The following is a 21,311-nucleotide window of genomic DNA, read 5'->3' as shown; positions in this document are numbered from 1 at the left end:
ATGCTGAACTTCAGGTCACTCACCCTGTCACACGTGGCAGGTGTCAGCCATGCCCATCTCGAGTTTCCCGAAAGCGGCGTACTGGTCGTGCACGGACCCAACGAGGCGGGGAAATCGACCCTGCTCCGTGCGGTCCGCCTCCTGCTCGATGACACCCCGACGAGTTCCCGGAGGCGGGACGTCAAGGCGTTGAAGGACGTCAGCGTTGACGAGCCGACCACGATCTCTGCCGAGCTGGTCGTCGGAGAGACCGAACTACAGCTGACCAAGGCCTTCAACAAAGGAAGCGGACGTTGTGAACTGCGGGTCACAACGCCCCGGGCGGAAAGCCTGACCGGAAGGGAAGCGTCGGACCGGTTCGCCGAAATCATGCGGGGGGAAGTCGACACCGACCTGCTCGACGCGCTGACAGTGGAACAGGGGGCGAGTCTCGACCAACTCGCCGCCGCCGGTCTCGGACCGCTGGAGAGGGCGCTGAACAGAGACACGGCGGAGGAATCTGAGGAATCTGATGACAATGACGGTGTCGGCACCGCCGATGCCGACGGCGGGGGAGCGGCCGCCCTGGTGGACAGGATCGCCACGGAGAGGTCGCGCTACTTCACTCCGGGTGGAAAACCGTCGAAAGAGTACAAAGCGGCCGTGGACGAACACGCGGCCGCGCTGGAGGAGCATACCGCAGCAGAAAAGGCCTATGACCAGGCGCAGACACTGATCATCGAATTGGAGCGTCTGCGCGCCGAGAAAGAGACCATCGCGCAGCAGGAGCCCGACGCCCGGGAGAAGGCGAAAACCGCAGCGGTCGACGTGGAGAAGGGACGGGAACGACAACGCCGACTGGATGAATGCCGCGCAGGATTGACCGGCGCACAGCAGAGACTGGAACTGGCTGAACAACGGCTCCAGGTGCGTCGGGACCGTGTCACTGAGCTGACCGACGCCGTGGACCGCCACGACAAGGCCACCGCAGAGGCCGCTGCGGCCTCGGACGCCGCAGAAGGTGCACAGCAGCAGGAGGCCGAGCTACGGACGGCGCTGACACGCGAACGTCGGCAGGCCCGCACCACGACGGCGTTCATCCGCTACCTTGACGCGGTCCACCACCGTGACACCGTGGCAGAGACGCTGCAGACACTCCGGTCGAAACAGACAGAGGCCCGCGGCATTGCGGAGAAGATCACCGACACCCGTGAACTCATCGACCAGAATCCCGTCACAGCGGAGGCGGTCGAGACGGTGCGACGCGCCGACGCCGATCTGACCAGGGCGGAGAGCGTCCGGGACGCCTCGGCCACGCTGATCGAGCTGACCGGGGTGCAGGGTGGACGGTTCTCCGTTGACGGAGGCGAGTACGAACTCGGTGAGACCCCGCAACAACTCCGCGTCACCTCCCGACGCACACTGCAACTCGGCGACTTTTCGCTCACGATCACCCCGGCACAGGGGGTCGGGGGGCCGGACGGCAGCAGTGACCTCACCGCCGACGTCGACAGTGCGACGGCGCGTCTGCAGTCAGCGCTCGCCGGCGCCGGCGTTGACACCGTCGAGGCGGTGACACGGAAAGCCGAGACACGCCGGCAGCTCCAGACCGAGCTCGCAGAACTCAGAATCAAGGTCAGCCAGGCGACCGGCGGGCTCGGACTGGAGGAACTCGACAGGAACATCAAGGAACACGACCTGCAGCACCGGCGGGCGGAACAGGCGGTGTCCGCGGCCCGCGAAGCCCTCGACGCTCTCGACACCGGGGACCCGGACAACGAAGTTGAACTGCCGGACGCCGAGACCGCAGACAAGGAGGAGCTGCTTCAGGACGCCGAAGCGTGCGAAAGCCGCGTCGACCGGCTCCGCGAGGAACTCGACACCCTCGCCAGAACCGGAGCGGCAGCAGTCCTGAACAGCCGGCTCGAGGAACAGAAACGGGCAGCGGCCCGGGTGGCGGAACTCAAGGCGGCACTGGAGGGACTGCGGGCGGACGTCAGCGACGATGACCTGCGAACACAGGTTGACCAGGCGCACCGTGAGGTAGAGGATGCGACGGCAAAACTGGAGGGACTGACCGCCGAACTCGATCCCTCCGTCAGCGACCTCGACACCCTTGAAGGACTCCTGGCGGGAGCGGAGTCGAGGGTGAGGACCTTGCGTGACCGTGCCGACCGGGTCAGTCATGAGATCTCGCGGGCGAACGGCGCGCTGGGCGAGCACAGCGGCGTAGCCGAACGACTCGAAGCGGCCTCCGCACGACTCCAGCGGGCACAACGGACCGAAGAACGGGTCGCACGACAGGCGCAGGCGGCGGATACCCTTCACCGTGCCGTCCAGGCCGCGCGGGACGACGCGCGGCGCCGCTATGAAGCCCCTTACCGCGCTTCCGTGGAAAGCCTGGCCAGGACACTGTACGGCCGTGCCGTCAGTATCGAGTTCGACGAGGACCTCAGTATCTCGCGCCGGGTTCTGGACGCCACCGCGCTTGACGCTGCACAACTGTCCGGCGGGGCGAGGGAGCAACTCGCCATCCTCTCCAGGCTCGCGGTCGCGGACATCATCGGGCGTGGTGAAGGAGTCCCCGTCGTCATCGACGACGCACTCGGTTTCTCCGACACCGCCCGGATCCACCGGATGAACGTCGTGCTCTCACAGCTGGCGAGGACGAACCAGATCATCATCCTCACCTGTGATCCGGCACGGTTCGACAGTGTCCCCGGGGCGACGGTGACCTCCATGGCAGAGCTGCAGCGCGGGTAGCGGGGGAGACCCTTTAACCACCGCGGGGGCATACAGAAAGCGGCCCGACCACCATCAATGATGGTGGTCGGGCCGCGCAGTGTGCCCCCGAGACGATTCGAACGTCCGACCGCTGGTACCGGAAACCAGTGCTCTATCCCCTGAGCTACGGAGGCAATGCGGTTACTATAGCACCGCGGGTCCACGGCACCGCAAAACCCCCGCACGGGACGCGATTCGCGGAGTGTTCACCCCTCCTTGTTACTCTCGTGGGTTGTGACTCCAGCTGAACTCGCCTCCATCATCACCGAGACCACCCGCACCGTCCTGACGGAGCATGATCTCGACCCCACCGTCGCGCCTGACCTGGCTACCGTCGAGCGTCCCCGAAACCCGGAACACGGCGATTACGCCACCAATATCGCGCTGCAGACCGCGAAGAAGGCGGGAACGAACCCCCGCGACCTCGGCACCTGGCTGGCCGACGAACTCAGCCGCGTCGACGGTGTTGACGAGGCGTCCATCGCCGGCCCGGGGTTCATCAATATCCGGCTTGCCGCAGACGCACAGGGCAAGCTCGTCGCCGACATCATCGAGGCGGGGGATTCCTACGGCACCGGTGACGACTACGCAGACCAGCGCATCAACCTGGAGTTCGTCTCCGCCAACCCCACCGGGCCCATCCACCTCGGAGGCACCCGGTGGGCGGCCGTCGGCGACTCGCTGGGCCGTATTCTCACCGCCCGCGGTGCCGCGGTGACCCGCGAGTACTACTTCAACGACCACGGCACCCAGATCGACCGTTTCGCGCGCTCACTGGTGGCGTCGGCGAAGAACGGACCTGCCCCGGAGGACGGTTACGGCGGAGAGTACATCTCCGACATCGCACACCAGATCATGGAGGCGACCCCGGACTGGGCCGACCACGACGACGCCACGGTGCAGGAGATCTTCCGCTCCCAGGGTGTCGAGCTGATGTTCGCGCACATCAAGCAGACCCTGGCCGAGTTCGGTACGGAGTTCGACGTCTTCTTCCACGAGAATGCACTCTTCGAGTCCGGTGCTGTGGACAAGGCGATCGTCACGTTGAAGGAGAACGGCAACCTCTACGAGGCTGACGGTGCGTGGTGGCTGCGTTCCTCGGAGTTCGGTGACGACAAGGACCGGGTCGTGATCAAGTCGGACGGCAACGCCGCCTACATCGCCGGTGACATCGCCTACATCGCCGACAAGATTGACCGTGGGCACAACCTGTGCATCTACATGCTCGGTGCCGACCACCACGGCTACATCGCCAGGCTGAAGGCAGCGGCCTCCGCACTCGGCTACGACTCCGACCAGGTCGAGGTGCTCATCGGCCAGATGGTCAATCTGGTGCGTGACGGAAAAGCCGTGCGCATGTCGAAGCGCGCCGGCACGGTGATCACACTCGACGACCTCGTGGAGGCGATCGGTGTGGACGCGGCCCGCTACGCCCTGATCCGCACCTCCGTCGACTCGTCACTGGACATCGACATGGGCCTGTGGGCGAGCGAGACCAGTGACAACCCGGTCTACTACGTCCAGTACGGACATGCCCGTCTGTGTTCGCTGCAGCGGAAGGCCGCCGATATCGGCGTCGGTCTCCCGGAGGACCTGTCCACACTGGATTTCTCCCTTCTCGACCATGACCGGGAAGGCGACCTCATCCGCACTCTGGGCGAGTTCCCGGGCGTCGTGGCCACGGCGGCGGAACTGCGTGAACCTCACCGTATCGCCCGGTACGCCGAGCAGTTGGCGGGAACCTTCCACCGCTTCTACGACTCCTGCCAGATTCTCCCCAAGTCCGACGAGCCGGCCGGTGACGCCACCGCCCCGGTGTTCCTGGCGCGACTGGCGCTGGCGGAGGCCACACGTCGCGTCCTCGCCAACGCCCTGGGGCTGCTCGGCGTCTCCACCCCAGAGAGGATGTGACCCGCCCCATGGATCCCGACGTTCATCTTCCCCAGATTCCGCTGCGCAAGCGCACTGAGACCCTCGAGGACTTCAACAAGATCCCCGCCCATGTCTTCCCCGCCTCCTCCGGGCGGGCGGAGGACGGTGAACTGGTCATCGCCGGTAACCGCGTCACACACCTGGCTGATCAGTACGGCACGGCCGTGTTCGTCATGGACGAGGCCGACTTCCGTGCGCGGTGCCGACGTCTGGCCGGTGCGTTCGGTGGCGGCGAGCGGGTGCACTACGCGTCCAAGGCATTCCTGTCACGTACGGTCTGCCGGTGGGTCGACGAGGAGGGACTCGCACTCGACGTGGCCAGCCACGGAGAACTCGCCGTCGCACTGGCCGCCGGTTTCCCACCTGAGCGCATCACCGTGCACGGAAACAACAAGAACCACGAGTTCATCACCGCCGCCGTCCAGGCGGGGGTCGAGCTTGTCGTCATCGACTCCCTCATCGAGATCGACCGGGTCGCCGAGATCGCCCGGCGGGAAGGACGGGTCCAGGACGTTCTGGTGCGGGTGAAGCCGGGAGTCCACGCCGACACCCACGAGTTCATCGCCACGAGTCACGAGGACCAGAAGTTCGGCTTCTCGTTGGCGTCGGGTTCCGCAGAGAACGCCTGCCTGTCCTGCCTGTCCACCGACGGGCTGCGACTGCGGGGCCTGCACTGCCACGTCGGTTCCCAGGTGTTCGAGGCCGACGGCTTCGCGCTGGCGGCGGACCGTCTCCTGGGGCTGTGGGCACGGCTGGTCAGCGGCAAGAAGACCGCGAACGTCGATGTGTCGGCCCTGGACGTCCTCGACCTCGGGGGCGGTTACGGAATCGCCTACACCCCGGACCAGGAGGCGCTCGATGTCGAGGCGGTCGCCGGTGACCTTCTGTCCCGCGTCGCGGCGAAGGCGGCGTCCTACGGGGTCAACGCGCCGGTGGTCAATGTCGAACCGGGTCGTGCCGTCGTCGGACCGTCGGCCGTCACCGTCTACCGGGTCGGTACCGTCAAGGACGTCCATACCGCTGATGACACGGTCCGTCGGTACATCTCCGTGGACGGGGGGATGAGCGACAACATCCGGCCGGCGCTGTACCAGGCGGAATACGACTGCCGCCTGGCGAACCGGTTGGCTACCGGAGACCTTGTCTCCACCCGGGTGGTCGGCAGCCACTGCGAGTCCGGTGACATCCTGATCAATGACGCGCTGATGCCCGACGACATCGCCCCAGGTGACCTGCTGGTCATCCCCGCCACGGGCGCGTACTGCTACATGATGGCCTCCCGCTACAACATGATGACCCGTCCACCGGTGGTTGTCGTGGCGGACGGGGAGTCCCGGGTGATGATCCGCCGGGAGACGGTAGAGGACGTGCTCGCGCTGGAGAATTTCTGATGGTTTATCATCGGGAAAACGAACTTTCATATGACAGACCCCACACGAGACAACTTCGGGAGAGTAATGGCTGATCAGGCTGACAACAATGCCGCCGCGCCCACCGTCGGCGTAGCGCTGCTGGGTATGGGGACCGTGGGTACCGAGGTCCTGCGCATCCTCCAGGAGGACGCGCAGGACTTCACCGCCCGCACCGGTGGACCCATCGAGGTCCGCGGTATCGCCGTGTCCGACCTGTCCAAGCCCCGCCCGGGTGTCCCCTCCGAACTGCTCACCGATGACGCCTTCGGTCTCGTCAACCGCGAGGACATCGACCTGGTCATCGAGGTGATCGGCGGTATCGACTACCCGCGTACCGTCGTGCTGGCCGCACTGCGTGCCGGCAAGTCCGTGGTGACGGCGAACAAGGCACTCGTCGCCGCACACGCCAGCGAGTTGTCCGAGGCCGCGGACTCCTCCGGGGCCGACCTGTTCTTCGAGGCCGCCGTCGCCGCGGCGATCCCCGTGGTCGGGCCGCTGCGCCGTTCCCTGGCGGGGGACCGGGTCAACCAGGTGATGGGTATCGTCAACGGCACCACGAACTTCATCCTCGACGCGATGTACAAGCGTGGTGCGTCCTACGACGAGATGCTTGCCGAGGCCACCGCCCTCGGGTACGCCGAGGCGGACCCGTCTGCTGACGTGGACGGCTACGACGCCGCTTCCAAGGCGGCGATCCTGGCGAACCTCGCGTTCCATTCCCCGGTCGGCAGCGATGACGTGCACGTCGAGGGAATCCGCTCGATCAACGTCGCCGACATCGAGGCAGCCAAGGCCGCGGGCTGCACCATCAAGCTGCTGGCCATCTGTGAGCGGCTCGTCGACGACCAGGGGCGGGAGTCGGTCTCTGCCCGTGTTTACCCGGCACTGATTCCCCTGGACCATCCGCTGTCCAGTGTCAGCGAGTCCTTCAACGCCATCTTCGTCGTCGCGGAGTACGCCGGACGTCTGATGTTCTACGGTAACGGTGCCGGTGGTGCCCCCACCGCCTCGGCCGTACTCGGTGACGTGGTCGCTGCCGCACGCAATATCGTGCACGGCGGACGTGCCCCGGGCATGTCGACCTACGCCAACCTGCCTGTCGGTGATTTCGGGTCGGTGCGTACCCGCTACCACGTCGACATGGTCGTCGACGACCGCCCGGGTGTGCTGGCGGAGGTCGCCTCGACGTTCTCCGTGCAGGGTGTGTCGCTGAAGACCGTCCGGCAGGAGGAGGCGGGCGACGCCGGGGCACGACTGGTCGTCATCACCCACCACGCCGCCGAAAGTGACCTCGAGTCGACGGTGGACAACCTCAAGAACCTTGACGCCGTGAAGGCCGTCAACAGCGTGATCCGAATGGAAGGCAACTGATGACCGACAAGCGCACCCCGGTGCTCCACCACTGGACCGGCCTGATCAACGAGTACCGCGACTGGATGCCCTTCGCCGCGGACTGGGAGCCGGTGACCCTCAACGAGGGTGGGACCCCGCTGATCAGGGCGAACTACATTTCCGAGATCACCGGGTGCGATGTCTGGCTCAAGGTCGAGGGGGCCAACCCGACCGGTTCGTTCAAGGACCGCGGAATGACCGTGGCCGTGACGGACGCCGTCCACGCCGGTAAGAAGGTGCTGATGTGCGCCTCCACCGGCAACACCTCGGCTTCGGCCGCAGCCTACGCAGCACGCGCGGGCATCGCCTCGGCGGTGCTGATCCCCGAGGGCAAGATCGCCCAGGGCAAGCTTTCCCAGGCGGTCATGCACGGTGCGAAGATCATCCAGGTCCGCGGTAACTTCGACGACTGCCTGGAACTGGTGCGCAAGACCACCACCGACTTCCCGGAGATCGCACTGGTGAACTCGGTCAACCCGATGCGTATCGAAGGGCAGAAGACAGCCGCCTTCGAGATCGTCGACGCACTCGGTGACGCCCCCGATATCCACGCCCTGCCGGTGGGGAACGCCGGGAACATCACCGCCTACTGGAAGGGGTACTCGGAGTACGCCGAGGCGGGCCTGTCGACGAAGCGACCGGTGATGCTCGGTGTGCAGGCCGCAGGTGCCGCGCCCCTCGTCAGCGGAGAACCGGTGCTCGAACCCGAGACCGTGGCCACCGCCATCCGGATCGGTAACCCGGCGTCCTGGCACCAGGCCGTTGCCGCCAAGGAGGAGTCCGGTGGGGCGTTCCGTGCCGCAACGGATGAGAAGATCCTCGAGGCCTACCGTCTCATCGCCGCCCGCGAAGGCGTCTTCGTCGAGCCGGCGTCGGCGTCGTCGGTGGCCGGGCTGCTGGCCGCCCACGCAGAGGGGAAGGTCGACAAGGGGCAGCGCATCGTGTGCACCGTCACCGGTCACGGGTTGAAGGACCCGACGACTGCTCTGAGCGAGATGCCGGAGCCGACCCCGATCGACGTCGACACCAACGCGGTCGCTGAGGCACTGGACCTCGCATGATGCCCGGTTCGACTGCGCGCACCGGTGCCGCCGACACACCGGTGCGGACGATTGCCCCCGGCCGCCGGGTGACCGTGACCGTACCGGCGTCCACCGCGAACCTCGGTCCTGGTTTCGACACCCTCGGTCTCGCCGTCGGGCTGTATGACACCGTCGAGGTGGAGTCAACCGACGCTGGTCTGGATATCACCGTGCATGGGGAAGGTGAAGGCGAGGTTCCTCTCGACGAACGGCACCTCGTGGTCCGCGCGCTGCGTGCCGGTCTGCACGAGGCGGGCGTGAGTGTGGGTGGCCTGCGGATCGTGTGCCGGAACAGCATTCCGCACTCGCGTGGCCTGGGGTCCTCGGCGGCGGCAGCGGTTGCCGGCGTGGCGGCCGCCAGCGGACTCGCCGGCGGAGACCACCCGACCGGTGCCCTGGACGACGACACGCTGATCCAGTTGTCGTCTGCGTTCGAGGGACACCCGGACAACGCCGCCGCGTGTGTCCTCGGCGGGGGAGTGGTCTCGTGGACCAATATCCCGGTCGATGGCCGCAGTGCCCCCGAATACCACGCCGTCGCCGTCCCCGTGCACCAGGACATCTCCGCGACCGCTCTGATCCCGGACTTCCACGCCTCCACCGAGGCGGTACGCAGGGTCCTGCCGAGCGATGTGTCCCACCAGGACGCCCGGTTCAACGTGTCCCGTGCCGCGCTTCTGCCCCTGGCGTTGAGCTCGTACCCTGAGTTGTTGTGGGAGGCCACGCGCGACCGGTTGCACCAGCCGTACCGCGCGGAGGTTCTTCCGGTCACGACCGAGTGGGTCAACAGGTTGCGCAACCTGGGGTTCCCGGCCTTCCTTTCCGGAGCAGGCCCGACGGTCATGGTCCTGTCGACGTCCTCCGTCGACGCTCCACTGCTGGAGGAGGCCAGGGGCAGGGGGATCGCCGTCCTGGAGACCGGTATCGGACGACGGGCCTCGGTCGAGGTCGACTGACAGTCCGGGACCGGGGGCGGTACGACTCTCCCGGGGATGCCGGTGGTGCCCCTACGGCGCGTCTGTGGACGCGTCTGTGGGTGTGTCACCGGACGCGTCCTGCGGTTTCGGCTCGCCGGGACTACGCAGCTTGATCACGTCGAACTCCCCGGACGCCAGGTGGGCGCGGAGGTCCTTCTTGTCGAACTTGCCGACCGACGTCTTGTCGATCCGGTCGACGAAGGTCCAGTACTCCGGCGCCATCCAGCGGGGCACTTTGTCGGCGACCGCCGCAGCGAGTGCCTCCGCGGTGCGACGGTCGCGGTCGACGCCTGCAATGGTCACCACCACGGCGAGCGGGCGTTGGCCCCACCGTTCATCAGGGACACCGATGACCGCGGCCTCTGCGACCATGTCGGACTCCATGACGATGTTCTCCAGGATCGCCGAGTAGATCCACTCTCCTCCGGACCGGATGGTGTCGGTCTGGCGGTCATGCACGGTGAGGAATCCGTCCCGGGTGATCGTCCCGATGTCACCGGTGCGCAGCCAACCGTCGTCAGTGAAGCGTTCGGCGGCGTCATCGGAGTCATCGACGTCCGTGCCGCGGAACACGTGTGCGGCACCGCCCGCGGCGGATGCGGGGGAGTGGTGGTAGTCGGTGGTGACCCAGTTGCCGCGGACCTGTATCTCACCGCTTGACCGGTCATTGGGCTGCAGAGGAGTGCCGTCCTCAGACACCACACGGAACTCCATGCCGACGGGGAACCGGCCCTGGCTGTCGCGGTAGCGGCGTCGCGCAGCGCCGCCGACACCCACCGGGGTACGGGCGACCGTACCCACCGGCCCCGTCTCCGTCATCCCCCAGGAATGGACCATGTCGACGCCGTAGCGTTCCTCCCACGCGTCGATCAACGCGGGTGGCACGGGCGCACCGCCGGAGATGATCTCCTGCAGGCTCATCTTATCCGGTGGTGTGCGCTGGTAGTGCACGACGAGTTGCATCCAGACGCTGGGGGCGCCGTGGGCCATGCGTGGCATCGAGTCGGCGATGACATGTGCCAGGTGTGTGGGGCCGGCAACTCCTCCGGGGAAGACCAGCGGTGCGCCAGCCATGAAAGCGGCGATCGGGACACCCCAGCTCAGCACGTGAAAGACAGGGACCGTACAGAGGAAGCTGTGACCGTTACGGATGCCAAAGGAGTCGGGGGTGCGGAGATTCATCGCGTGCAGCCACATCGCGCGGTGGGAGTACACCACTCCCTTGGGCGCGCCGGTGGAGCCGGTGGAGTACAGCAGAGCAGCCGGGGCGGTCTCACTGACCTCAGGCCAGGTGTACGTGGTGGCGTAGCCGTCGAGGATCTCCTCGTAGCTGAGGACAGTGACGTCCCCGCGGCCGGCCTCGGTGAGGAGCGCGTGGAGATCGTCCCGTGCTTCGGCGCCACCGGTGCCCGTGACGATCACCGTGTGGATCTCCGGGCAGTCCGGCATCACCGGGGCGAGGCGTCGTGCCAGGCGGGGTGAGCTGATGATCACCCGGTCACCGGCGTGGTTGATGATGTGCACCAGCTGGTCCGCGACGAGGTTGGAGTTCAGTGGTTGCAGCACCGCACCCATCGACGTCACCGCGAACAGCGACTCCAGATGTTCGGTGATGTTGGGCATGAACGTCGCGACGCGGTCCCCGGGCCCGACACCTGCGATATCGGAGAGTGCATGGGCGAGGGCGGCACTGCGTCCCCCTATCTCACTGAACGTGGTGTCCTCGGGTGTTGCCCCGTAGTAGGTACGCACCGTCGTGGAACCGTGCACCACTCGTCCGTACTCGAGTACGGAGGCCATGGTCAGGGGGTACTCGCGCATCGTCGACGACGTGAGGGGCGCGGTGCTGGGGGCGGGGCCGGTGGTGTGACCGGGCTCTGTGCGGTGGGTGCCGTCCATGTCACCAAGGATAGGGGACGGGGCCCGCGTATGGTCGCACGGCCGCCGGGACACCGGCACGCCGGTGCGGATTAGGGATACACAGGCGGCCGGGTGGTAGCATTGACGCCGAGAACCGACCACCGCCATCCCGTCGGCCCTGAGGAGTCAGAGTCGGGAACCGGTCCGAGACGGTGGACGGTCATCCGGATTCACGGGAATCCACGCGGGAGCATTGCCCCGACAGCTTTATCCACCGGGCGCGATCATCTGCTCCGGTACCGGGGTTCCACAACAGTAGGCGGCACACGAGGTGCCGGTCCTGTTGCCCGCGCGCACCGTGGTATCCGTTCCACATATCGACGACTCACGAGAGCACGTCACCTTCCGTTGTTCTGCCGCTGTAAGGGACCGTGGACGCCTGTCGGGCGTGCACACCCGGCGTGGCGGGGATCGTCCTTCGGCTACTGCCGTCGGTCGACAGCAGGGGGAGGTGAACCGAAAGGACACCTGTGACTTTGCCGGACATCGTCTCCCGGGCACAGAACGACGGGCTTGCCTCCCTGAAACTGGCGGAACTCAAGCAGATCGCGACATCGCAGGGTCTGCGGGGGATCTCCGGAATGAGGAAGGGGGAGCTGGTCTCCGCCATCGCCAGCGCCGGGATCGGCAGCGGCCGTCCCGCAGGGGCTCAGGCCTCGGCACCTGCCGGAGCGGTGAAAGCCCCGGCAGAGGAATCTGCCTCTGAGCGGCCGAAGGAGGACCCCGCTGGAGCAGGTAACCAGGACAGGAAGAAACAGCAGGTACCCCAGTCGACGGCGGGCAACGTGGAGAACGTGAACAACGGAAAGAACGCCGACAGCGCCGGGAGCGCTGCCGACACCAGCAATGCCGAAGGGCGGGGTGCGGGGGAGCGCAACGCCCCGCATGACGGCAATGATCGGAACGACCGTAACGACCGTAACGACCGTAATGATCGGAACGACCGGTCTGAACGCCACGACCGGAATGATCGGAACGACCGGGGCGATCACGGCGACGAGGAAGGCGGTCGTCGGGGACGTCGGAACCGCAGGAATCGGCGGAACCGGGGCAAGGGGGATCAGGGGGGGAACCAGGGTAACCAGGAGAACCGGGAAAACCGCGGTAACCAGCAGAATGCCGACGACCGTGGCGGACGTAACCGCAATGACCGCGGCAACAGGAACAACCGGGGCGACCGCGGCGACCGGGGTGGCAGCCAGGGCGGCCAGAACAACCAGAACCAGAACAACGGCGGCGGCAACAATGAGCCGCCTACGCCGGTCGCCGGTATCCTGGACTTCGCCGACGCCAACACCGCGTTCATCCGCACCACCGGTTACCACGCCGGTGCCACTGACGTGTACGTGCCGATCCAGATGGTGCGCAAGTACGGGATGCGGCACGGGGATGCAGTCACCGGCACGATCCGGCCCGGTGCCAAGGCCCAGCAGGCCGGAGGCGGTGGGCGGGGGCGCAACCGCCAGAAGTACACGCCGCTGCACGCCGTCGACACCGTCAACGGGCTGGCTCCTGACCAGGCGGCGCAGCGACCGAAGTTCAACAACCTCACACCGCTGTACCCGAACCAGCGTCTGCGGCTGGAAACCGAGCCGAAGATCCTGACCACCCGCGTCATCGACCTGATCATGCCTATCGGCAAGGGGCAGCGTGCGCTGATCGTGTCCCCGCCCAAGGCCGGCAAGACCACGATCCTCCAGGATATCGCCAACGCGATCACGGTCAACAACCCGGAGTGCTACCTCATGGTCGTCCTCGTCGACGAGCGTCCGGAGGAGGTCACGGACATGCAGCGTTCCGTTCGTGGCGAGGTCATCGCCTCGACGTTCGACCGTCCCCCGAACGAGCACACCGCCGTGGCGGAACTCGCGATCGAACGTGCGAAGCGACTGGTGGAGCAGGGCAAGGATGTCGTCGTGCTCCTCGACTCGATCACGCGCCTGGGCCGCGCGTACAACAACTCTTCACCTGCCTCCGGTCGGATCCTCTCCGGTGGCGTCGACTCGAACGCCCTGTACCCGCCGAAGCGTTTCCTGGGTGCGGCCCGGAACATCGAGGACGGTGGATCGTTGACGATTATCGCTACGGCGATGGTCGAGACCGGTTCGGCCGGTGACACCGTGATCTTCGAGGAGTTCAAGGGAACCGGCAACGCGGAACTGAAGCTGGACCGCAAGATCGCGGAGCGCCGTATGTTCCCCGCCGTCGACGTCAACCCGTCCGGAACACGCAAGGACGATCTCCTGCTGGGGCCCGACGAGGCCCGTCTGATGCACAAACTGCGTAGGATCCTCTCCGCTCTGGATCCTCAGGCCGCCATCGACCTGTTGCTCAAGCAGCTGCGGAAGTCCAAGACCAACCGCGACTTCATGCTCCAGATCGCTTCATCCGCGCCGTTGGCAGGGGAGGACGACGATGAGTGAGTTGGCGGGATCGCCGTCGAAGGTCGACGACATCCTCTCTGAGTACCAGGGTCTTGAGATGCAGCTCGCTGACCCTGAGCTGCACAATGACGCGGCGGCAGCGCGGCGTGTGGCCAAGCGGTTCAGCGAACTCCAGCCGGTCATCCAGACCTACAACAGGCTCGTCGAGACCCGCGACGACTATGAGGCGGCGAAGGAGATGGCGGACGAGGACGCTGACTTCGCCGATGAGGCCGACCGTCTTGCCGCGGAGCTGCCTGGACTCGAAGAGAAGCTCACTGACCTGCTCGCCCCCCGTGATCCCCACGACAGCGAAGACGTCGTCATGGAGATCAAGTCGGGCGCCGGCGGCGAAGAGGCCGCTCTGTTCGCCGGGGAACTCGCCCGGATGTACCAGCGGTACGGCGAACGGCACGGTTTCACCTTCGAGATCCTCGATGTCAACGAGACGGATCTCGGTGGTGTGAAGGACATGACCATGTCCGTGCGGGCGAAGCAGCCCGGGCGCGACGGCGCGTGGAGCGTCTTCAAGTACGAGGGCGGTGTTCACCGCGTCCAGCGCATCCCCGTGACAGAGTCACAGGGCAGGATCCAGACCTCTGCCGCCGGTGTACTGGTGTACCCGGAACCAGACGAAGTCGAGGACGTCGAGATCGACGACAAGGACATCCGGGTGGACGTCTACCGGTCGTCGGGCAAGGGTGGCCAGGGCGTGAACACCACCGACTCTGCGGTGCGTATCACCCACCTGCCGACAGGCATCGTGGTCACCTGTCAGAAGGAACGGTCCCAGATCCAGAACCGCGCGCGTGCCATGCAGGTGCTCGCCGCCCGCCTTCAGCAGATGAAGGAGGAGGAGGCGGACGCCGCGGCTGCGGAAGGACGCGCAGCCCAGATCCGCACGATGGACCGCTCTGAACGCATCCGTACCTACAACTTCCCGGAGTCCCGGGTCTCGGACCACCGCATCGGCTACAAGGCGAACAACCTCGACGCTGTCCTGGACGGTGACCTCGACGCCCTCTTCGGTGCGCTCAGCGAGGCAGAACGTCAGACCAGGTTGGAAGCCGGGGAGTAGGTCCACGGTGGCGCTCAGTGGCGTGAGCACTGTCTCGGCGGCGCTCAGGGAGGCTGTTCCGGCTCTTGTCCGGGCCGGCGTCGAGTCCGCGGCACATGATGCACGTGTGCTCATGGCTGCGGCCCTGGAAGAAGAGACCGGGACGACGGTCTCCCCGCTGGACCTGGTCATGCGGGGAGGGGACACTGTGCCTGCCACGTTCACCGGGTTGTTGCAGCGACGGATCGCCAGGGAGCCCCTGCAGTGGATCCTCGGACACGGGTCAGTGATGGGGATCGATCTTGCAGTTGCTCCCGGGGTGTTCATCCCCCGTCCGGAAACCGATCTTCTCATCGACTGGGTGGCGACTGAGGCGGAGCGGCGTGTGTCGCGTCGGGAGCGCGGAGTGTTCTCCCGACTGCTGGAACCGACTCTGACCGTGGCCGACCTGTGCAGTGGACCTGGCACGATTGCGCTGGGGGTGGCCCATGAGCTGAGCGCCAGGGGGATTCCGGACAAGGTCTCTGTGCGGGTGATCGGCCTCGAGATCACCGACCAGGGAGTACAACTGGCACGCAGGAACGCCGGCTACTGGGTCGATGAGGGGCATGTCGACGCCCGGGTAGAGGTGTCCTTCCACCGGGCCGATGTTTCATCGTCGGCGGATATTGTGGCGCTCGGGCTGGTCAGCTCCGCTGATATCGTGGCCTCCAACCCTCCGTATGTGCCGGAAACCACCCCCGTGTCGCCGGAGGTGGCCCGGGACCCCCATAACGCGGTGTTCTCGGGGGAGGACGGTCTGGCTCTGATGCGTCCTCTGGCCGGGACCATCGAACTGGTTGCGGCCCCCAGTGCGGCAGTCGCCGTCGAGCACGACGATTCGACGGGGGAGGCTGTCCGGGAGCTTCTCACCGGAGCCGGTATCTCGGACCTGGTACAGCACTGCGATCTCGCGGGACGGGACCGGTTCGTCAGCGGGCAGGTGCACCGCGATCCCGGACATCGTCCGGTACGGGGCTAGAGTGAACGGGTCAGAGTTAGTGGCAGAACGAGATGAAGGGACGGACGGCGCAGACGATGGCACAGACCTACGACTGTTCTGACGACGAAGGCCGGGAAAGCGGCGTTGCGGCGGCGCTCAGCGCCGTGAAGGCGGGGAGGCTGATCGTCACCCCCACCGACACCGTCTACGGCATCGGCGCCGATGCGTTCGACAATGACGCCGTGGCTGCGCTGCTGCGTGCGAAACACCGTGGCCCCGATATGCCGGTGCCTGTCCTCATCGGCTCCTGGGACACGGTGGCCGGGCTGGTCCGCGACTACAGCGAGCCACTACGGTTGCTCACCGAGGCATTCTGGCCCGGTGGGCTGACCATCGTCACCCACCAGGCCCCCAGTCTTCCGTGGAATCTCGGAGACACCCGGGGGACCGTGGCGCTGCGCATGCCGCTGCATCCGTTGGCCATCGAACTCCTCCAGCAGGCCGGGCCGATGGCGGTGTCCAGTGCCAATATCTCAGGCAGTCCGGCCGCACTCACGGCAGGGGCGGCACGCGAGCAGCTCGGTGACTCGGTCTCGGTCTACCTCGACGCCGGCGAAGCCTCCATCGGGACGGCGTCGACGATCGTCGACCTCTCCGGACACCGGCCCCGCATTCTGCGCGACGGTGCCATCGGTGCTGACCGGGTCGGCGAGGTGCTCGGGATCTCGGCCGCAGCTCTCCTCGACGACGGCTCCGCACAGGGGCACTGAGGATGGACCTCTACGCGGCGTCCTGGTCCGGGGTGGGTGTGCCTTTCCGGGAACTGGCGCTGATCCTTCTCGTCGGCCTGGTCACCACGTACCTGACCACCGGAGTCATCAGGATGCTGATGCTCAGGTTCGGGCGGTTGGCCGCACCGCGTTCACGGGACGTGCACACGGTGCCGACTCCGCGACTCGGCGGGGTGGCGATGTTCACCGGTTTCGTCGTCGCCGTACTCGTCGCCAACCAGCTGCCGGCGCTGACCCGTGGTTTCCCGCCGGTGACCCCCGACATGGTGGCGGTCGTCGCCGCGGCGTTCGTCATCGTGATCGTCGGAGTGGTCGACGACCTCTTCGACATTTCGTGGGTGCTGAAGCTCGGTGGCCAGGTGGCGGGGTCAGTGGTCATGAGTCTGGCAGGGCTGTCGTGGTACCTGATCTACTCGCCGTTCGGGAGCGGCACCACCTTGATTCTTGACCAGGTCCAGTCAACGCTCTTGACCGCGCTTCTGACTGTCGCCATCATCAACGCGATGAACTTCGTGGACGGGCTCGACGGCCTGGCAGCCGGTCTCGGAGCGATCGCCGCGACAACGCTGTTGATCTACTCGCTGACGATCCTGCACGACCAGGGTGGCACGGTGAGTGCCTACCCGCCCGCGATGATCTCAGCGGGTCTGCTGGGGGTGTGCCTGGGATTCCTGCCCCACAACTTCTCTCCCGCGCGGATCTTCATGGGGGACTCCGGGTCGATGCTGATCGGCCTGCTGCTTGCCGCGGCGAGTGTGTCAGCCTCCGGACGGATCAACATGGCGCTGTACGGCCCAGCCGACTTCCTGGCGTTGATGACGCCGGTGCTCGTCGTGATCGCCGCCCTGTTCATCCCCATGCTGGATCTGCTGATGGCTGTGGTGCGCCGGCTGAAGGCGGGAAAGAGTCCCTTCGCCCCCGACAAGCAGCACCTGCACCATCGTCTCCTCCGGCTCGGCCACTCACAGAAGCAGGTCGTTCTGGTGCTGTACAGCTGGGTCGGAGTGGTGGCGTTGGGCGCTGTGGGATCGACGGTGCTGCCGCTTCCGATCGCCGCCATCGTTTTCGGTGTGGCTATCCTCCTGGCGACGGCGTTCACGGCCGTACCCCTGTGGCGCGAGCGAGGGGGGCACAGGCATGCTGCGGCATCCGGGTAGGCCACCGGCGTGGGGGACGGCTAGGCTGTAGCGCGTGACTGAGCAGAACAGCGAGCAGACGAACAATCTCCCGGATATCAACGAGTCCGACGGGGACCTGGCGGACCATCGACGCCCGCTGCTCAACGCGGCCCGTTCGGGCGCCGTCGGCCTCCTGGTGATCACCGTGATCTCCCTGGCATTGTGGGGGAACTTCCGTGGTCTCGAGGGGCTCTGGGGTGTCCTCATCGGGGCGGCCGTCGGTGGCGGATTCGTCCTGGCGACGGTGGCCGTGGTGCTGTTGACCTCGAATACCTCACCCCAGACCACGATGATCGTCACCCTGGGATCGTGGCTGATCAAGATCGTGGTCGTCCTCGGCATCCTCCTCGTACTTCGTGAGATGGACTTCTTCGACCATACGGCGATGGGCGTCACGGTTATTGCCGCACTGGTCGTCGCGCTGGGCGCGGAAACCATCGGCATCATCCGGACGAACGTCACGAACGTCTGACCCGGGGGTGAATACGCGCACCGGGGCGGGGCGCGTCGTCTGTTGTGGGGGATCGGGGGGAGTTGGTTCGCGCACCTGCGCGGACGGCTGGTATGCTCTCCTGCGGGTAATCAGGTAGGCGGTCCCGCGTAGACACGCGTGCCCGCGAGTAAGCCTGGTATATCACCCCCGGTACCGTGCGGATGTGCGACGGAGTCCACGGTTCCGGGAACTCCTGACATCCTCCATCGCACCGCCTGACCACAATCACGCGGCCCAAACCACGGGAGAGAACGCTGAGCGTTACAACCTTGGCCATGAAGGGCGAATTCCACGCGCCTTCTATGGAGCATGAATTCTTCCCGGGGGAAGTGGATCCCAGCCAGCTCTGGTTCAGTGATTTCGCGAACGGCATCTTTGCGGTAGACCGCCTGATGATCATCCGTCTTCTGATGATCGTCATCCTGGCGGCCTTTTTTCTGTATGCCTTCCGTAAGCCGAAGCTGATCCCGAGGGGTGCGCAGAACGTTGCAGAGTACGCGGTCGACTTCGTCCGCGTGCACATCGCCGAAGAGATCCTGGGGAAGAAGGAGGGCCGGCGGTTCCTGCCGATCATCGGCACCATCTTCTTCGTGGTCCTCATCGGCAACCTGCCTGCGATCATTCCGGCGTTGAACATCTCCGCCAATGCGAGGGTCGGCATGCCGATCGTCCTGGCGGCGGTGGCCTACGTCGCCATGATCTACGCCGGTGCCAAGCGTTACGGCTTCGGCAAGTTCGTGAAGTCCTCCGTGGTCATCCCGAACCTGCCTCCGGCGCTGCACCTGCTGGTCGTCCCGATCGAGTTCTTCTCCACCTTCGTCCTGAGGCCGGTCACCCTGACCATCCGTCTCATGGCGAATATGCTGGCCGGCCACATTGTTCTCGTGCTGCTGTTCGGCGCCACGAACTTCTTCTTCTGGCAGCTCAACGGCTGGACGCTGTTGGCCGGAGGAACGCTCGTCGCCGCCATCGCCTTCACTCTGTTCGAGATGCTGATCATCTTCCTGCAGGCCTACATCTTCAGCCTGCTGACGGCGGTCTACATCGAGCAGTCGCTGCACGCGGACGAGCACTGACCCCCGACATCCACACATAAAATTCTCGCCCCGCCTACCGGAACCACAACAGTGGACCCGGGTGGGGCACCACGAAAGGGAATGGAATCCTCATGAACGACCTGCTGCTCCTCGCCCAGGACACCACCACTAGCTTCGAGGGTCTCGGCACCATCGGCTACGGCCTCGCTGCCATCGGCCCCGGCGTCGGTATCGGTATCCTGGTCGGTAAGACCGCAGAGGCCATGGCTCGCCAGCCCGAGATGGCCGGCCAGCTGCGTACCACGATGTTCCTGGGTATCGCCTTCACCGAGGCCCTCGCCCTCATCGGCCTGGTCGCCGGCTTCCTGTTCTAGTGTGCGGTGCTCCGCAGGGAGCACTGTGACAAGACCTTCACACTCAAGAGCGAAAGCTGGAGACTATGACGAACTACCTCATTCTGGCGGCCGAAGAGCTGCCGATGGAGCAGGAGATCAATCCTCTGCTCCCCAAGTCGTATGACATCGTCTGGTCCCTCGTTAGCTTCATCATCATCTTCGTGATCTTCTGGAAGTTCGTTCTTCCCAAGGTCAAGCAGGTCATGGCTGACCGCACCGACCAGATCGAGGGTGGCATCGCACGTGCCGAACAGGCACAGGACGAGGCCAAGGCCGCGCTGGAGAAGTACAACGCGCAGTTGGCCGAGGCCCGCACCGAAGCTTCCCAGATTCGCGACGACGCCCGCTCACAGGGTCAGAAGATCATCGCTGACATGAAGACGCAGGCGACCGACGAGTCCAACCGCATCATCGAGTCCGGCAACAAGCAGCTGCTCGCGCAGCGCGAAGCCGTCGTCTCCGATCTGCGTAAGGAGATGGGGGAGAACTCCATCAACCTCGCCGAGCGACTGCTGGGCGACCAGCTGTCGGACGACGTCAAGCGTTCCGGTACGATCGACTCCTTCCTCGCTGATCTCGACAGCGTCGGATCGGGGAAGTGAGGCCCGTGCACGCAGCGAGCAGAACAACCCTGGACCAGCTGACTGAGTCGCTGGACGGTGCACTGTCCGGTGCCACCGACACCGCCGCCGCCGGCGCAGCCACCGGTTCCGAGCTGTTCGAGGTCGCAGACCTCCTGGACAGCGACCGGTCCCTGCGCACGGCGTTGGTGGACCAGACTGTTCCGGCCGACCGTCGCGCCGCACTGGCCGACGGGCTGCTGGCGGACAAGGTCTCCGAGACGACACGCGAGATCGTCTCGCAGGTCGTCAAGGGCACCTGGTCCAACACCCGGGACCTGCGCCACGGGCTGGTCGAGCTGGGCCGCCGTGCCCTGCTGCGTGCAGCCCATGAGCAGGGCCAGCGCGAGAAGGTCGCCACCGAACTCTTCGACGTTGCGCGTCTCCTTGAACGGGAGCCGGAACTGGAGATGCTGCTGGCGGACCGTCTCGCGTCCGGAGAGAAGCGTCGGGAACTGCTGGCGAAGGTCCTCTACGGACACGTCAGCGCCATCACCGAGGCGCTCGCGCTTCAGGTGGTCGGTCGCCCCGTCGCCCGTCCGGTCGAGGACCTTGACGCACTGTGCGATTTCGCAGCTGGCTTGGACGGACGTCGGGTTGCCCGCGTCCGTTCCGCCGCAGCGCTGTCGGAGGCGCAGGAGCAGGCACTGGGCCAGAAGTTGGAGAAGATCTACGGTTCCGCGATGTCCGTCCATTCCGAGGTTGACACCAGCCTCCTCGGTGGAGCGGTCATCCGGGTCGGCGACGAAGTGATCGACGGCAGCACAGCTGGAAAGCTGGAGCGCATGCGTCGGGCACTGGCCTAGCCCCCGGATAGAACCTCGATCGACAAGATAATTCATGTAATGCTGGAAGAC

At 66.0% G+C, this 21,311-nt stretch carries 17 protein-coding genes and 1 tRNA gene; 16 read left to right on the top strand and 2 right to left on the bottom strand.

Translation table 11 applies throughout. From position 1 onward, the window contains the following. Positions 1-2,742, top strand: a complete 2,742-nt coding sequence (locus tag FS507_RS04105) for an AAA family ATPase (protein ID WP_145941541.1) — start codon at positions 1-3, stop codon at positions 2,740-2,742. An 82-nt stretch (positions 2,743-2,824) separates the two neighbouring features. On the opposite strand, the gene FS507_RS04100 is transcribed toward FS507_RS04105, so the two are convergent. Then, positions 2,825-2,897: transfer RNA gene (locus FS507_RS04100), tRNA-Arg, on the bottom strand. Positions 2,898-2,997: 100 nt separating this feature from the next. Between FS507_RS04100 and argS the strand changes: the two genes are divergently transcribed. From argS to thrB, 5 genes are all read left to right on the top strand, one after another. Beyond that, on the top strand, positions 2,998-4,674 hold the full coding sequence (gene argS / locus FS507_RS04095) for an arginine--tRNA ligase (protein WP_145941540.1): 1,677 nt from the start codon (positions 2,998-3,000) through the stop codon (positions 4,672-4,674). A gap of 8 nt (positions 4,675-4,682) precedes the next feature. After that, entirely contained in the window at positions 4,683-6,086 is a 1,404-nt protein-coding gene (gene lysA, locus FS507_RS04090) for a diaminopimelate decarboxylase (protein WP_145941539.1), read from the top strand. A gap of 66 nt (positions 6,087-6,152) precedes the next feature. Continuing rightward, positions 6,153-7,478 carry a homoserine dehydrogenase gene (locus tag FS507_RS04085; protein WP_145941538.1) on the top strand — a complete coding sequence of 442 codons (1,326 nt, stop codon included), beginning with the start codon at positions 6,153-6,155 and terminating at the stop codon, positions 7,476-7,478. Next, a complete protein-coding gene (gene thrC, locus FS507_RS04080; RefSeq protein ID WP_145941537.1) occupies positions 7,478-8,560 on the top strand; it encodes a threonine synthase in 1,083 nt (360 codons plus the stop codon). The genes FS507_RS04085 and thrC overlap by 1 nt, the downstream gene beginning before the upstream one ends. Then, the gene (gene thrB, locus FS507_RS04075; protein WP_145941536.1) at positions 8,560-9,537 is read left to right on the top strand and encodes a homoserine kinase; all 978 of its coding nucleotides are present in this window, start codon (positions 8,560-8,562) and stop codon (positions 9,535-9,537) included. Before thrC ends, thrB begins: the two co-directional genes overlap by 1 nt. A gap of 51 nt (positions 9,538-9,588) precedes the next feature. Here thrB and FS507_RS04070 read toward each other — a convergent pair whose 3' ends face one another. Next, the gene (locus tag FS507_RS04070; RefSeq protein WP_145941644.1) at positions 9,589-11,379 is read right to left on the bottom strand and encodes a long-chain fatty-acid--CoA ligase; all 1,791 of its coding nucleotides are present in this window, start codon (positions 11,377-11,379) and stop codon (positions 9,589-9,591) included. A 575-nt stretch (positions 11,380-11,954) separates the two neighbouring features. Here FS507_RS04070 and rho point away from each other — a divergent pair. From rho to FS507_RS04020, 10 genes are all read left to right on the top strand, one after another. After that, a complete protein-coding gene (rho, locus tag FS507_RS04065; protein ID WP_440130336.1) occupies positions 11,955-13,901 on the top strand; it encodes a transcription termination factor Rho in 1,947 nt (648 codons plus the stop codon). 1 nt (position 13,902) lies between these two features. Then, positions 13,903-14,979: a peptide chain release factor 1 gene (gene prfA, locus FS507_RS04060; RefSeq protein WP_145941643.1), complete on the top strand. Its 1,077-nt coding sequence runs from the start codon at positions 13,903-13,905 to the stop codon at positions 14,977-14,979. 22 nt (positions 14,980-15,001) lie between these two features. Continuing rightward, positions 15,002-15,979: a N5-glutamine methyltransferase family protein gene (locus FS507_RS04055; protein ID WP_145941534.1), complete on the top strand. Its 978-nt coding sequence runs from the start codon at positions 15,002-15,004 to the stop codon at positions 15,977-15,979. A 56-nt stretch (positions 15,980-16,035) separates the two neighbouring features. After that, entirely contained in the window at positions 16,036-16,710 is a 675-nt protein-coding gene (locus tag FS507_RS04050) for an L-threonylcarbamoyladenylate synthase (protein ID WP_145941642.1), read from the top strand. A gap of 2 nt (positions 16,711-16,712) precedes the next feature. Continuing rightward, the gene (locus tag FS507_RS04045) at positions 16,713-17,888 is read left to right on the top strand and encodes an MraY family glycosyltransferase (RefSeq protein ID WP_145941533.1); all 1,176 of its coding nucleotides are present in this window, start codon (positions 16,713-16,715) and stop codon (positions 17,886-17,888) included. Between the two features lie 34 nt (positions 17,889-17,922). Continuing rightward, positions 17,923-18,381 (top strand): hypothetical protein, encoded by a 459-nt coding sequence (locus FS507_RS04040; RefSeq protein ID WP_186314542.1) that lies wholly within the window; start codon positions 17,923-17,925, stop codon positions 18,379-18,381. A 296-nt stretch (positions 18,382-18,677) separates the two neighbouring features. Then, on the top strand, positions 18,678-19,478 hold the full coding sequence (atpB, locus tag FS507_RS04035; RefSeq protein WP_145941532.1) for a F0F1 ATP synthase subunit A: 801 nt from the start codon (positions 18,678-18,680) through the stop codon (positions 19,476-19,478). 92 nt (positions 19,479-19,570) lie between these two features. Then, complete coding sequence (locus FS507_RS04030) at positions 19,571-19,813, top strand: ATP synthase F0 subunit C (protein WP_145941531.1); 243 nt, start codon at positions 19,571-19,573, stop codon at positions 19,811-19,813. A 65-nt stretch (positions 19,814-19,878) separates the two neighbouring features. Then, positions 19,879-20,436 (top strand): F0F1 ATP synthase subunit B, encoded by a 558-nt coding sequence (locus tag FS507_RS04025; RefSeq protein WP_145941530.1) that lies wholly within the window; start codon positions 19,879-19,881, stop codon positions 20,434-20,436. A 5-nt stretch (positions 20,437-20,441) separates the two neighbouring features. Then, positions 20,442-21,260: a F0F1 ATP synthase subunit delta gene (locus tag FS507_RS04020; RefSeq protein ID WP_145941529.1), complete on the top strand. Its 819-nt coding sequence runs from the start codon at positions 20,442-20,444 to the stop codon at positions 21,258-21,260. The last annotated feature ends 51 nt before the right edge of the window (positions 21,261-21,311 follow it).

The sequence above is a fragment of the Corynebacterium glyciniphilum AJ 3170 genome (genome assembly GCF_007673095.1).
Taxonomy (GTDB): Bacteria; Actinomycetota; Actinomycetes; order Mycobacteriales; family Mycobacteriaceae; genus Corynebacterium.
Note: the sequence above shows the minus strand (reverse complement) of the source record. Positions and strands in the feature narration are given on the sequence as shown.

Excerpts from the sequence above, each read along its gene's own strand:
- FS507_RS04105 (WP_145941541.1), top strand. The coding sequence starts at position 1 with ATGCTGAACTTCAGGTCACTCACCCTGTCACACGTGGCAGGTGTCAGC.
- lysA (WP_145941539.1), top strand. The coding sequence starts at position 4,683 with ATGGATCCCGACGTTCATCTTCCCCAGATTCCGCTGCGCAAGCGCACT.
- FS507_RS04085 (WP_145941538.1), top strand. The coding sequence starts at position 6,153 with ATGGCTGATCAGGCTGACAACAATGCCGCCGCGCCCACCGTCGGCGTA.
- thrC (WP_145941537.1), top strand. The coding sequence starts at position 7,478 with ATGACCGACAAGCGCACCCCGGTGCTCCACCACTGGACCGGCCTGATC.
- thrB (WP_145941536.1), top strand. The coding sequence starts at position 8,560 with ATGCCCGGTTCGACTGCGCGCACCGGTGCCGCCGACACACCGGTGCGG.
- FS507_RS04070 (WP_145941644.1), bottom strand. The coding sequence starts at position 11,379 with ATGCGCGAGTACCCCCTGACCATGGCCTCCGTACTCGAGTACGGACGA.
- FS507_RS04050 (WP_145941642.1), top strand. The coding sequence starts at position 16,036 with ATGGCACAGACCTACGACTGTTCTGACGACGAAGGCCGGGAAAGCGGC.
- FS507_RS04045 (WP_145941533.1), top strand. The coding sequence starts at position 16,713 with ATGGACCTCTACGCGGCGTCCTGGTCCGGGGTGGGTGTGCCTTTCCGG.
- atpB (WP_145941532.1), top strand. The coding sequence starts at position 18,678 with ATGAAGGGCGAATTCCACGCGCCTTCTATGGAGCATGAATTCTTCCCG.
- FS507_RS04030 (WP_145941531.1), top strand. The coding sequence starts at position 19,571 with ATGAACGACCTGCTGCTCCTCGCCCAGGACACCACCACTAGCTTCGAG.
- FS507_RS04025 (WP_145941530.1), top strand. The coding sequence starts at position 19,879 with ATGACGAACTACCTCATTCTGGCGGCCGAAGAGCTGCCGATGGAGCAG.